Annotated in this window: 15 protein-coding genes and 1 tRNA gene; 9 read left to right on the plus strand and 7 right to left on the minus strand. The window is 66.9% G+C overall.

What is annotated here, in order from left to right; all coding sequences use genetic code 11:
- Positions 1-17: 17 nt before the first annotated feature.
- Together HNP51_RS14785 and HNP51_RS14790 are read right to left on the minus strand one after the other, a co-directional pair.
- Complete coding sequence (locus HNP51_RS14785; protein ID WP_184271730.1) at positions 18-296, minus strand: hypothetical protein; 279 nt, start codon at positions 294-296, stop codon at positions 18-20.
- A 108-nt stretch (positions 297-404) separates the two neighbouring features.
- On the minus strand, positions 405-1,511 hold the full coding sequence (locus HNP51_RS14790) for a CaiB/BaiF CoA-transferase family protein (RefSeq protein WP_184271727.1): 1,107 nt from the start codon (positions 1,509-1,511) through the stop codon (positions 405-407).
- Between the two features lie 160 nt (positions 1,512-1,671).
- Here HNP51_RS14790 and HNP51_RS14795 point away from each other — a divergent pair, with 160 nt between their 5' ends.
- From HNP51_RS14795 to HNP51_RS14805, 3 genes are all read left to right on the plus strand, one after another.
- Positions 1,672-1,869: a hypothetical protein gene (locus tag HNP51_RS14795; RefSeq protein WP_184271724.1), complete on the plus strand. Its 198-nt coding sequence runs from the start codon at positions 1,672-1,674 to the stop codon at positions 1,867-1,869.
- Positions 1,870-2,042: 173 nt separating this feature from the next.
- Positions 2,043-2,119: transfer RNA gene (locus tag HNP51_RS14800), tRNA-Lys, on the plus strand.
- Positions 2,120-2,979: 860 nt separating this feature from the next.
- The gene (locus HNP51_RS14805) at positions 2,980-4,137 is read left to right on the plus strand and encodes an aminotransferase (RefSeq protein WP_184271721.1); all 1,158 of its coding nucleotides are present in this window, start codon (positions 2,980-2,982) and stop codon (positions 4,135-4,137) included.
- A gap of 52 nt (positions 4,138-4,189) precedes the next feature.
- On the opposite strand, the gene HNP51_RS14810 is transcribed toward HNP51_RS14805, so the two are convergent.
- Positions 4,190-4,915, minus strand: a complete 726-nt coding sequence (locus HNP51_RS14810) for a glutathione S-transferase (protein WP_184271718.1) — start codon at positions 4,913-4,915, stop codon at positions 4,190-4,192.
- A 117-nt stretch (positions 4,916-5,032) separates the two neighbouring features.
- On the opposite strand from HNP51_RS14810, the gene trhA reads away from it, so the two are divergent.
- Positions 5,033-5,686: a PAQR family membrane homeostasis protein TrhA gene (gene trhA, locus HNP51_RS14815; RefSeq protein ID WP_114818806.1), complete on the plus strand. Its 654-nt coding sequence runs from the start codon at positions 5,033-5,035 to the stop codon at positions 5,684-5,686.
- A gap of 250 nt (positions 5,687-5,936) precedes the next feature.
- Here the strand turns inward: trhA and HNP51_RS14820 are convergent, their stop codons facing one another.
- The 4 genes from HNP51_RS14820 to HNP51_RS14835 form a co-directional block, all read right to left on the minus strand.
- Positions 5,937-6,320, minus strand: coding sequence for an SgcJ/EcaC family oxidoreductase (locus HNP51_RS14820; protein ID WP_184271715.1), 384 nt, complete (start codon positions 6,318-6,320; stop codon positions 5,937-5,939).
- Between the two features lie 452 nt (positions 6,321-6,772).
- Positions 6,773-7,048 carry a hypothetical protein gene (locus HNP51_RS14825; RefSeq protein ID WP_114818804.1) on the minus strand — a complete coding sequence of 92 codons (276 nt, stop codon included), beginning with the start codon at positions 7,046-7,048 and terminating at the stop codon, positions 6,773-6,775.
- Positions 7,049-7,081: 33 nt separating this feature from the next.
- Positions 7,082-7,369, minus strand: coding sequence for a hypothetical protein (locus tag HNP51_RS14830; protein ID WP_184271712.1), 288 nt, complete (start codon positions 7,367-7,369; stop codon positions 7,082-7,084).
- Positions 7,370-7,715: 346 nt separating this feature from the next.
- Entirely contained in the window at positions 7,716-7,937 is a 222-nt protein-coding gene (locus tag HNP51_RS14835) for a hypothetical protein (RefSeq protein ID WP_184271709.1), read from the minus strand.
- 101 nt (positions 7,938-8,038) lie between these two features.
- Here HNP51_RS14835 and HNP51_RS14840 point away from each other — a divergent pair, with 101 nt between their 5' ends.
- From HNP51_RS14840 to HNP51_RS14860, 5 genes are all read left to right on the plus strand, one after another.
- On the plus strand, positions 8,039-8,188 hold the full coding sequence (locus tag HNP51_RS14840) for a hypothetical protein (protein WP_184271706.1): 150 nt from the start codon (positions 8,039-8,041) through the stop codon (positions 8,186-8,188).
- A 144-nt stretch (positions 8,189-8,332) separates the two neighbouring features.
- Positions 8,333-10,537: a ParB/RepB/Spo0J family partition protein gene (locus HNP51_RS14845; protein WP_184271703.1), complete on the plus strand. Its 2,205-nt coding sequence runs from the start codon at positions 8,333-8,335 to the stop codon at positions 10,535-10,537.
- Positions 10,538-10,658: 121 nt separating this feature from the next.
- The gene (locus HNP51_RS14850) at positions 10,659-11,069 is read left to right on the plus strand and encodes a hypothetical protein (RefSeq protein ID WP_260398514.1); all 411 of its coding nucleotides are present in this window, start codon (positions 10,659-10,661) and stop codon (positions 11,067-11,069) included.
- Between the two features lie 31 nt (positions 11,070-11,100).
- Entirely contained in the window at positions 11,101-11,520 is a 420-nt protein-coding gene (locus HNP51_RS14855) for a single-stranded DNA-binding protein (protein WP_184271700.1), read from the plus strand.
- A gap of 129 nt (positions 11,521-11,649) precedes the next feature.
- Positions 11,650-12,198, plus strand: a complete 549-nt coding sequence (locus HNP51_RS14860; RefSeq protein ID WP_184271697.1) for a GcrA family cell cycle regulator — start codon at positions 11,650-11,652, stop codon at positions 12,196-12,198.
- Positions 12,199-12,297 lie beyond the last annotated feature (99 nt).

Here is a 12,297-nt window from a genome sequence, read left to right on the forward strand (position 1 = left end):
GGCCGTTCAGAGCGGAATCAGTAGAACAGCGTATCGCTTTCCGGCTGCACCGTCTGTTCCGAGGTGCGTTCGTCGTGCGGAATGGCCTCGACCGGCGTCGTCGCTTCCTTGGCGGCGGGGGCTTCAGCCACGACGGGGGCGCCGGAGTCTTCGGCGGCGGGCGCAGTCGGCTCTTCCGTCTGGATTTCCACGGCTTCGTAATCGTTGTCCCGGCGCGGCTCCTCGCAGGCCGCGAGGGCGGCGGTGGCGGCCAGGCCGGCGGCCAAGAGCAAACGTTTTACAATCAAGCGGTTCATTTGGTTTTCTTGCCCCTTTGGGGTGGCAAACGTCGTCTGCGCAGCTGGGTTCCCTCGCCTTGTTTACCGAAGGAGAATGAACCGCAACTGAACCTTCTCCGTCACACGTTACGTCACGCGGGACGCGGCCGGTTTGGCCCAGTCGGCGAGGGCCTGATCCAGGGGCAGGGCGGGGCGGTCGGCGCTGACCGGCGCCGCGTGAGCGCCGAAGCGCGGCGCGGGGGCGGGCTGGACGATCCCGGCCTTCACAAAAGTCCCGCGCGCCTGATTGTGGGGGTGCTCCGTCGCCTCGCCCAGGGTCAGGACGGGGGTGACGCAGGCCTCGGTCCCGGCGAAATGGGCGGCCCAGTCGTCGCGGTCCCTTGTGGCGAACAGGGCGGTGAAGCGGGTCTGCAGGGCCGGCCAGGCGTCGCGGTCGAACTGCGTGGCATCCTCCGGCGTCAGGCCCAGGCCGTCGATCAGAGCGGCGTAGAAGCGGGGCTCCAGCGCCCCGACAGCGACGAAGCGCCCGTCGCGACAGGCGTAACAGCGATAGAAGGGCGTTCCGCCGTCCAGCAGGTTGGCTTCTCGCGTGTCGCTCCACAGACCGCGCGCCCGCAGGGCATGGAAGAGGCTGGTCAGCAGGGCCGAGCCGTCGGTCATGGCCGCGTCCACGACGCGCCCGCGTCCGGTGGTCTTGGCCTCCAGCATGGCCGCAAGAACGCCGCTGACCAGCATCATGGCCCCGCCGCCGTAGTCGCCGACCAGATTGAGCGGCGGGCAGGGCGGCTGATCGCCCGCGCCCATGGGATAGAGGGCGCCGGACAGGGCCAGGTAGTTGATGTCGTGGCCGACCTGATCCGCCATCGGCCCGCTCTGGCCCCATCCGGTGACGCGGCCATAGACGAGACGCGGGTTGATGGCGGCGCAGGCGTCCGGCCCCAGACCCAGTCGCTCCATGACGCCGGGTCGGAAACCCTCGATCAGGGCGTCGGCCCCGGCGATGAGGGCCAGGACCTTGTCGCGATCCTCAGGCGATTTCAGATCGACCGGCACGGCGATGCGTCCGCGATGCAGCACCTCGCCGCCGACATCGTCGAACACGGCGGCGGGGGCGTTTCCGCCGCGCGTCAGCCGCAGGACCTCGGCCCCCATGTCGGCCAGCACCATGCCGGCGAAGGTGACCGGCCCCAGGCCGTCGATTTCGATGATGCGTAGTCCGGTGAGCGGTCCCATGGCGTGAAGCTAGACTGGAAAGCGGCGGGCTGAACAGGGCTGGAAAACCAGGCATCTGTCAGAAATCGGTCGGTTCGGAAGCTAGGCCGCGAAGATCGCTTGCCCTTGGGGCGGCGACCCGGCACGGGGTGTGCAGGATTAACGGACGACCGGAACCATCGTGACCGAAGCTGAACGAATCGCCGCCCTGCTCGACATTGTCGACGCGGACAGGACCCAGGACGCGGGCGCCAGCGCCCAACTTGTGGTGTTCGGGCTGGCGGAGAAGTTCGGCAAGTCCGGCAAGCTGCGCCCCACCAATGCGGGCTGGAACCTGATGGGTCAGCAGGGCCGCGTATTCCGGACCGAATACGGATAACCTTGGCGTGCGATCCGGTCGGGGGCCTTTTGGTGCTTTTCCTCACAAAATAAGCGTCTTCCGACGTTGTGGCCCTTGACCTGCTGTCGCGAATGAACCAAAAACCGCCTCCGCAAACAGGCGCTTCGCTTGTCGGCGGGAAAGCGACCCAAGTGGTTGATTTCAAAGAATGTGCGCCCCTAGCTCAGTTGGTTAGAGCATCTGACTTTTAATCAGAGGGTCCTCGGTTCGAGCCCGAGGGGGCGTACCATTTTCCCCTTATGTTTCAATACCATGTTGAAGGTCTTCGTAGGCGAGCTTCGTGCGGTCTGCGTTTGGGACACATATGGGACACAACGAATCTTCGTTTGTCAGATCGTTTCAGGACGTTTCGGCGCCCAAATTCCCTCCGCTCGCCTCAAGTTTGTTTCGCTAGCGGTCAAACCGGTCTTCGCGAACGTTTGATATGCGACGCAGGCTGCGCTGTTTCGCTTCTGGACCTGTGGTGCTTCCGAACAACACGGGAGTGTTGAGGCGCCGAAAAGAAAAACCCCGCCGGATAGGGCGGGGGAAGTGGTCTACGAAGGAATTCTGCGGTGCTGATCAGGCGACCGCACGCGCAGCCGAAGCCGCCGCTTTTCAACATCCTTTTGTGCAACAGGTTCCTGACTTCCAGCCAAGGCTTACAGCTACTCTTCGCCCCGGGCGAATTCGACGACGGCCTTAAGGCAATGATGCGCGAGTAGACTCAATACGAAGAGGACCCGCCACCCTATGGATGGCGGGCCTCAGTGCGGAGCCTTTGGGCTCGACGCCAGGATCAGATCGGACCCGGAAGTGGCGCGAATCTGATCGCCAAACTTGTAAACCGGTGGGTGATGAAAAAGTTGCGCCGGACGACCTCAGGCTCGCGCGTGTCGAATTGGCGTCTATCTGGTTTTGCAGGCGACACATGGACGGCGCGAGGAAACCTGACGGTCCGAGCAGCATTTCTACATTGGGTTGAGCAGGGCCATATGAGAGGTTGAGGTGCCTCTCCCGAGAGGCGTTTCCTCCCTTGAAACTGCGGGTCGCTGATGCGGCCCGCGTCTTTCGTGGCGGTTCGTGAACGACCTGAAGTAGGCTCTGGACATGCGCCTCAATCCTCTGTTCGCCAGCCTTCCGACCACCGTGTTCGAGCGCATGTCGGGGCTGGCGCGCCAGCACGACGCCGTCAACCTGGGGCAGGGCTTCCCGGACGGTCCAGAGCCGATTGACCTGCTCGAGGCGGCGGCGAGGGCTTTGCGGGAGCGCGGCAACCAATATCCTCCGTCGCGAGGGCTTCCCGAACTGCGGACGGCGGCGGCGGACTTCTACAATCGCTTCGACGGTCTGGCACTGACGGCCAAGAATGTGGTGGTGACGTCGGGCGCGACTGAAGCGATTGCATCGGCCCTGATGGCCGTCGTCACGCCCGGCGATGAGGTGGTCATCATCGAACCGGCCTATGACGCCTATCGCCCGCTGATCGAGCGGGCCGGAGGTGTCGTCCGCGCCGTGTCGCTGGCGCCGCCGGAATGGCGATTGACGGCGGAGGCGCTGGAAGCCGCTGTGACGCCGCGCACCCGCGTCCTGGTGTTCAACAATCCGCTCAATCCCGCCGGCCGGGCCTTTGACGTGGACGAGGTCGAGGCCGTCGCTGCCGTCTGTCGTCGACATGATCTGATCGCGGTCACCGACGAGGTATGGGAGCGGCTGGTCTATGACGACCGCCAGCACGTCTCGCTTGCCGCAGTCCCGGGGATGTTCGAGCGCACGCTGAAGATCGGATCGGCCGGCAAGCTGTTCGGCCTGACGGGTTGGAAGGTCGGCTTCCTGACAGGTTGCGGCCGCCTGTTGGAGGTGGCGGCCAAGGCGCATCAGTACATCGCCTTCTCGACGCCGCCCCATCTGCAGGCGGCGGTCGCCGAGGGCCTGACCTGGTCTTCGGCGCGCTTTGCAGATCAGGCGGCGGCCCTGGCGCGGTCGCGTGACCATCTGGCGGAGGCCTTGCAGCGGCAGGGCTTCATCGTTCTGCCGTCCGAGGCGACCTATTTCCTGTGCCTGGACCTGAAGGCCTCGGGCGTCGCGGCTAGTGCGGTCGCATTCGCCGACCGGGCGGTTGAAGAGCATGGCGTCGCCGGGATTCCGGTCTCGGCCTTCATGTCGGGCAATGCGGGCGACGGCGTCTTGCGGCTCTGTTTCGCCAAGCCGGATGCTGTGCTGCAAGAGGCCGCGCGTCGGCTTGGAAGGGCGCGTCTAGCCGGCTGAAACGGCCTCGCCGCGGACTAGGCAGCGCCTGGGGACAGGGGCGTTCGTCGTTTCATCGAGCGTCTTGGGGAGCCTGGTTTGTTCGGAGGACCTGGCGGAGGGATTGCTCGATCTTGCCTCCACAATAGAGGTCGCCGTACTCACGGCGGGCGCGGGTGGCCAAGTCGGTGAGCGCGGGCAGGGCCGAGATGCGGCGGGTCAATCCGGCCGTCGCGGGGGCGCCCTCCTCCAGCATCGCCGCGATCGGCGGAAAGCGTTCGTTCAGCGTCGACCACAGGGTCGCGGTGACGACGTCGGCCACGCCAGGGGCGTCGCCGCCCAGCAGATGGCCGGCGTCGGCGCTCAGGTCATGGCGGTGTCCTAGGTCCTCCCACAGGGCCATCCATTTTCGCAGGCGAGGGATGAAGTCCCTCCAGCGCGCGTCCGTCCACATCAGGCGTCCGCCATCCAGGGTGAGGTCGTCGATGAGGTCGTTGGCGTCGTTGGCCACCTTGAGCGTCAGGGCGCGTAGGGCAGGGGCGGCGGGGAGAAGGCCCAGCGTCTCGCCAAGGTAGAAGAGGATCGCCGGCGTCTGCGAGAGGGCGACGCCGGCGGTTTCGTCCACCAGGACGGGCGGACCCATGAAGGGGACCGGCATGGCCTCAAGCGGCCCCTCCATGAGGGCGCCTATGGCGTCGTCGCCGGGCTCGGTCCAGGTCTTGCCGGCATAGGCCAGGACGGCGCGCACGAACTGGCCGCGAAAGGGCGCGGACCAGTAGTAGAGGGTGTAGTCGGCCATCTGGACCTCCCATGGGTCGTGGCTCGCTCAACGCGTCGGAGCCAGGAGGCGTTCAATGGGCGCGTGAGGGGCTCATTCGTCGGCGGGATTATGTGTTAGGTTCGAGATGTGACCCAGATGACCCTTCCGCCGAGGCATTATCCGACGTCGCGCGCCAGGTGCGCGGACCTGGTGGTGCATATCGTCGGCCTGGCCTTCTCCCTGTTCGGCGGCGGCGTGCTGCTCGGACTGTCCGTCGCCAAGGGCAGTCTTGGTCTGGTGCTGGCCGTCTGCGTCTATGCGGTCGGCATGCTGGCCATGCTGGGCTTCTCTACCGCCTATAATTTCGCGGCTCCCCGGTGGCGTCCGCTTCTGCGTCGCCTCGATCACGCGGGCATCTTCCTGATGATCGCGGGCTCCTACACGCCGTTCACCACCCACAATCTGACCGGCGCCTGGGCCTGGGGCATGACGGCGGCGGTATGGAGCCTGGCCATCCTGGGGGCCTTGGGGAAACTGTTCCTGCCGGGCGTCGGCCGCCGGTTCTGGATCGTCCTCTATGTCGCTCTGAGCTGGCTCGTGGTGATCGCCTTCAAGCCGATGATCGCTCACGGTTCCTGGATCGCCCTCCTGCTCCTCGCCGTAGGCGGGGCCCTCTACATGTCCGGCGCGGTCTTCTATGTGCGCAAGAAGCTCGGCTGGTTCCGGGCGGTCTGGCATGGCCATGTGGTGGCGGCGGCCAGCGTGCATTGGGCGGCGGTCCTGGTCGGCGTGGTGCTTACCACGGCCTGACGGGGCCGATGGCGAGGCCGTTCGCCGGGTTTCACGCGGACATCAACAGGGTGTGCGCGCTGCAACCGCCGCACCCCCGTTCTACTTGTTTGGGCATGGCGCTCCCGGATGTCCTTCGCGAAGACCTCGTGGCGGCGGGGTTCTATCTCTTCGAAGGCGCATCCAACCCTGCAGACCCGGGCCGAGAAGAGGGGGCCGCCGCCGCGGGTTCGGTGGAAATCCTGAACGCGCCGCGCGAGGACCATTCGCCTCAATCGCGTACGGTTAGGAGGTTGGCGTCGCGCGCGAGACGCCATTGACCGTCCGTTTCCTTGCGCAGGAGCGTGAGAGTATAGCCCGCCCGATGAACGGTCCGGCCGTCGGGGAGGGCGGCGTTGATGTCGATATGGTTGCGGATAAAGGCCCAGTCGCCGAGCACCTGGAGTTCGACGATCTCGCTTTCGCCGTTGATCTGCACGCCTTCCATGGCCTTGGACGCCGCGGCGAATACGGCCTTGCCGAAAGGCTCCTGGCCGAGGACCATGAAGAGGGCGTCGTCCGTTATCAGATCGAGAACGGCGGCGGTATCGCCGCGCCTGGATGCGGCGAACCAGGTCTCGACGACCTGGCGGATCTCACGCTCATCGGGGGTCATTTCTAGCGTCTCGGCATGGAGAGTTTATCGTCACGGCATCCTCTTGGGAGGACGGGTTCCTGGCAAATGGATCGATTCCATGTCGAGACGGAAGCCGACCTTGGCGTGCTTGCGGCCGCCTGTTGCACAACTCTTGCGAGTATAGGCTGTACGGTTTCATTTTGGCGCAGGGGTGTCGTGAGCGAAACTTTGAGAGATCAGGCGGTGCATTGGCTTTGCCGGTCGTTTGGAGCACCGACTTCAGACATCCGCGAGGCCTATGTCGAGTTGGCGATCATCTATGAGGCGCTGGCCGGGCTTGCCGAGCGCCTGGATCGCCTTTCGTCGGGCGCGCACCCGTCATAGGGCCATTCATGGGGTGTCATCGGGATGCGCGAATCTCGTCGCAGAGCGCGGAAGCGATCCTGGGGCTGATGACGGCCTAAAAGGCGGCAGGGCTGCAAGGTGCGGCGCTAGGCGAGGCTTTCCAGGAAGGTGCGTATGTTCGCGAGGGCGGCGACGTCCGCACCGTCGACGCGTCCGCCTATTTCGACATTGGGGATGATGACGCCGAGCATGCTGACGGTTTCGGCGATCGACCGGGGGATGTGATCGAGGATCAGGCGTTCGAGCTTGTTCAGGAGGTCGTCATCGCCCTCGGTGTCGGTGCTTGTAACGTAGGCTTCAACCGTCTCCTGGAACGCTACAACCATCGCCAAACTCCACAGAGGGAGGGCGCTGACCGCCAATCGGCCAGCCGGCCGTCCTTGTTCGCTCCCGGCTCAGTCGACGGGATCGAACAAGCTTACGCTCGGTTGAGTTGTGATTCCGGTCAAGGGTGAAGATTTGTGGACGCTATGCGGTGATGGACCCGCGGCCTGGGCGGCCTGGGCGGCCTGGTCGACGGCCTCGACGCGAAGAAGAACCTCGCTCCAGGCCAGGGTCAGCGCCTCGATCACCCTGTCCGGATCGGCGTTGAAATCCACCTTGGCGAAGGCGTCGTCCATCCAGGTTTGTATCTGGCGTGCTAGGTCCGCGCGCAGGCGGATGAGGGCCGCGTCGTTTGTCATGGGAGCCCCCGCTTGCCCATCTGCGCCTACGAGAGGTTGCGGTGGCGCGGCCCTTTCTAAAGGGAGTGGTGCAGGGCCGTCTAGTCGAACATGGTTCTTTGTTGGCTTTGATGTACCGGCTGCTGCCTGACGTGATGTCGCAGCAGGCAGCCTTTGTCGTCTTGGACCCGAGCCCTTTGAGGCGCCCGGGTTCATTGTTGACACCAATGTCCAGTGGTGCGCTTGATGGTCTATGCAATCACAGGTTTTGAAGCCCGTGATCTTCTGCTGGCCTGAATCCTCTCGGGCCGACGTGTTCAAACCCCTTCCTTGGCCCGTTCCGGTATTCCGGGGCGGGTTCTTCTTTTCAGGCCGCAAGGGCGCCTACCAGCCACTGCTTGAACGCCCCTGCGTCGGCGGCAGTCTCGAAAGCGTAGTTGTCGCCCTGTGCGTAGAACCATCTGTCGCCGGGCCGCTTCACCAGCCAGGCAATGATCTGCGCCCGCACCTCCGGCCCGCGATCGGGCATGCTCATGGTGACGGTCTTGCCCTTGGCCCTGGCGTGTTCAATCGGCGTCAGTCGTTTCATGGGCGTGGGTAGAGGGTGGTTCGCGCCGCGTGTCGATGCGCGGCTCTGGGTTCTCAACAGCTGCGTCCAGCCGGGCGCAAGGCGCGCCCCCGATCCAGGAAATGGAATCCAGACTGAATGATTTCGACGGTGCGGCCGGCGCGCGCGAGGTGCTGTCCAAAGTTCTGGACGGCGAAGCGCCAATCCCGACCATGGCGGCCGGTGCTGCGCGATTGCGGGGCGTGACGCGCCGGTTTTCCAGGGGCGGCTGACCCGTGGTCCCGGTGGGAAGGCGCTGTTCGCGCTGACTTCGGCACGGACGCGGGCTCGACGGGGGCGCGGCAAGGAGAGGGGAAGGGCGGGGACGGGCGCCGGCATGGCGGGGATAGGCTCCGCCGACCGGCGGGAGAAGACCCATGACCCGCACTGCTCGTAGCCGCATCCGCAAGGCCCGTTCCGACGCCGCTCCAGGCGTATCGCCGCCGACCATGGCTCCGGCCCAGGTCTCGACCCGTAGCCAGAAGACGGTCCGCCTGGGCGATCTGGACATCGCCCCTGAGAACCTCCGCCACGGCGAGGCGCCCGACGACGACATCCCCCAGCTGGCGGACACCATCGCCGCCGCCGGTCTCCTGCAGTACCCGACTGTGCGTCCGGGCCAGGATGAAGAAGCCGCCTTCATGGTGCTGGACGGACGCCGCCGGCTCATGGCCCTGCGGCTGCTGCGCGACGGAGCCTTTATCGACGACGATCATCCGGTCGAGGTCTTCGTCGAGATCGACCGGGCCCGGCAGGCCGCAGCGGTCGTCTTGACCAATACGGCCGTGCCCGTCCACGTCGCCGACATCATCGCCGCCATCGGCCGGATGCTGAAGGAGCGTCTCGGGATCAAGGTCATCGCCCGCGCCCTTGGGCATGGCGAGATCGATATCCGCCGCCTGGCGGCCCTGTCGAAACTTCCCGCCACGGCCCTGGAGGCGCTCAAGGCCGGCAAGATCACCCTGCGCCAGGCGCGGCTGCTCGCCCGTCTGAAGGATAAGACCCAGCAGGAAGAGCTGGCCCAGGCCGTCCTGGACGGCCATGGCCTGCAGGAATGGCGCATCCAGGAGCAACTGGGCGAAGGCCGGATCACCGACCGCGATCCCCGCTGCGGTCTGATCACCCCTGATTGCTATGCGATTGAGGGCGGGCGGACAGAGGCCGACCTGTTCGGGGAACTGCCGCCCGTCCTGCTGGATCCCGCAGTCCTGACGCGCGCCTGGCTGAAGCGGGCTGCGGAGGTTGCGGCGCCCTTCGAGGCGGAGGGGCTGACCATCCACCTCAGTGCGGGTGACGACGGACCGGACCTGCCCGACGACCTGGAGCGGCTCTACTACGCCTACGGCGGTCTGTCCGAGGAGGCGACCAAGGCCTATCGCGAGGCCCGTGATCTGACCGAGGCGGCGGCCGAGGCTGTGGAATCGATCAAGCCTGCGACGCCCGATGATGAGGCCGCCGAGCGACGGGCGGCCTATGTGCGGGCGCGCATCGCCCAGGATCAGGCGGGGGCAGGACAGCGCCTGGCCACGGTCCTAGTGCTCCGTCCCTCGCTGCGGACCGGCGTCGAGATCGAATGCTACGGTCCGGCGGAGGCTGTGGCCGAGCCGGTCAGGTCAGGAGATGACGAGGCTGGCGAGAGCGAAGCCGTGTCGGAAGGCCGGACGCGGCCTGTTGCGCGCGCCGCCTATGCGCCGCCCCGGGCCGAGGCCCCGACGGCCGAGATCGACGGGGTCAGCCATGTCCTGCATGCGATCCGCACGGATATGGCGACGCGGGGTCTGATCCGGGCCCTGGCCGAAACGCCCGAGGTCGCGCTGACCGCCCTGGTGGCGCGCCTGTTCGGGGCCATGGCCGTCTGGCCGCCGGTCGGCAGGACCGAAGCGGCCCTGGCGATCACCGCCTCGGCCTTCAGCCCTTCGGGCGGTCGGGTCGTCGAGGCCCTCGACGGCGTAGTGCGCGAACGCCTCGACGAACGCCGTCGCACCTGGGAGTCGTCGGGGCTCACCCTCATCGCCTGGGTCCACGCTCTGGACCCGGTCGAGCGCATGGGCCTCCTGGCGGAGCTGACGGCCCTCAGCCTCGACCTGCGTGAGGAACGGACCAGCCAGGTGCGTCAGGCCGCGAGGGCCGAGGCCGCCGAGCTCGCCGACCTCTGCGATGCGGACGTGGCGCGCTGGTGGACGCCGGACTCAGGCTATCTGCGTCCGCATTCTCGCGAGCAGATGCTGACCATGCTCGAGCGCATGGGGGGCGAGACCGAGGCCCCGGCCCGCATGAAGAAGGGCGACCTTGTCGCCTGGACCGAGGACCAGGCGAGGGCGCGGAGCTGGGCGCCGCCCTGCCTGTCGTGGCGCTTGACGCCGGAGGATGTCGACCATGCCGACGGTGCGGATGCATCCGACCCGGAATCGGACAAAGCGCCTGACGACGAGGCCGATGCTGACGATCCGCAGGCGGGAGGCGAGACGGCTGACAGGGATCCGCCATGGGACGTCGGCGTCTTCGTGGTGACGCCGGCCGGGGAGGCGGCCCTGGTCGGCGTGGACCCGGTCGATGTGGTTGCGGACGACGCAGCGGCCTGACCGGAAGGCCGGTTTCGTCGGGGTGCGCCCGGCGGAACCGGTCCGGCGGGAGAAAGGGCTCAGGAGGGCGAGGCGGAACGGGGAGAGGGTCTTCCCGGCCTCGGATCACAAGGAGACTGTCATGCAGACCATGGTGTTCACCGGCCGGTTGGCGGCCGATCCCCAGATCAGCCCGGACTTCGCCAAGGCGGTGTTCCGGCTGCTCGAGAAACGCGGCGTGGACGTTGGCGGCAAGGATCGCATCGTCGGCGTCAACTGCGTCAGCTGGGCCAAGGGGCTCAACGAGAAGGTCATCGCCCGCGGCCTCGCCAAGGGCTGCGAGGCTCTGGTCGTGGGGGCCTTTATCGACACCGCCTACACCGCCGGCGACGGGACCGAGCGCGCCGCCAAGGAACTGGTGGTGAACCGGCTGACGATCCTCGACTGGGCGACCGACAGGGCCGCCGAACCCGGCGCGGAAGGTGCGGCGGACATGGCTGACGAAGCTGTCGAGATGACCCGCCCTCACAAGGGCCGCCGCGCGGCGGCCTGATCCTCACCCTCATTCTCAAGGAGACTGAATCATGCAGACCCTCGTCATCGAAGGCTATCTGGCCGCCGACCCGTCCATCCTCTCGGCCCAGGGTTCGGGGCGCAAACGCGCGAGCTTTCGCGTCCTCGAGACCACCCGCTATCGGCGCGCCGACGGCGAAAAGGGCGAGCGGACGACCGGCTTCAACTGCGTCTGCTTCAACGAGGCGACGGCGGAGAACTATATCGCCCCCTATGCCCGCAAGGGCAGCCGGGTCGTCCTTCAGGGCCATGTCGAGAACGACAGCTGGACCGACAAGGACGGGGTCGAACACTACGACCTGAAGGTGGTGGTGGACGACATGCGGCTGAAGAACCGGCGCGACGCCGCCTTGAACCGGAAGCCGTCCGTGGGCGACGCCGGCCCGGATGCGGCGAGCGGCTATGATCTGAACGACGACATCCCCTTTTGATCACCGGATCGGAAGGGGACGGCATGGCCCGGGGCGGACGCACCGGGCCATTGTCGTGTCGGACGCGGAAAGAGAGAGGAAGGGCGGTCGGGGGCGAGCCGATCGGGCTCGCTGACCCTGAGCATCGCCATGACCGTCTCCATCTGGACCGAAGATCGTATCCTGCGCCTCACCGCCCTGTGGCTGGAAGGCCGGACCGCCGCCGCCATCGCGTCTGATCTCGGCCACGGCGTCTCGCGCTGCGCCGTTCTCGGCAAGGTCTATCGCCTGGGTCTGGCCCGCGGACCGGACGTCCGGCGCGCGCGCCCTGCGGCGCCGCCCCGGACCAGGTCGCCTAGGGAGACAAATACCGCCGCGCGGCCTGCCGTTCGGTCGCCCGGATCGCTGAAGGGCAGGTCGATGATCGGGCCTTCAGCAGCCTTGCTGGCTGCGCCGCCCGCGCCGAAGGCGACCATCCTGTCCGTGAGGGCCGGACAGTGTCGCTGGCCCTATGGCTGTTCCGGCGAGGCGGGTTTCGGGCTGTGCGGGCGCCCCATCGCGCGCGGCGCCTTCTGTGCGGCCCATGCCGCCGTGGGCTACCAGAAGCGGCAATGTTCGGCCGAAAGCCTTCTGCGAATGGTCGGCATCGACTGTGGCCCGACGCGGCGTGCAGGACGACGGCCGCGAGCCGTCGTCTAGGGCCAGGGCGACCGCAGGGCCTGCGTGGCTGTCGGCGCGACGGCGCCGAATGGGGTCCTCGCCCCCAGAGGGGCGAGGACATGCCCCCACACAACGACC

Source organism: Brevundimonas bullata (genome assembly GCF_014207965.1).
In the GTDB taxonomy this organism is placed as follows: domain Bacteria; phylum Pseudomonadota; class Alphaproteobacteria; order Caulobacterales; family Caulobacteraceae; genus Brevundimonas; species Brevundimonas bullata_A.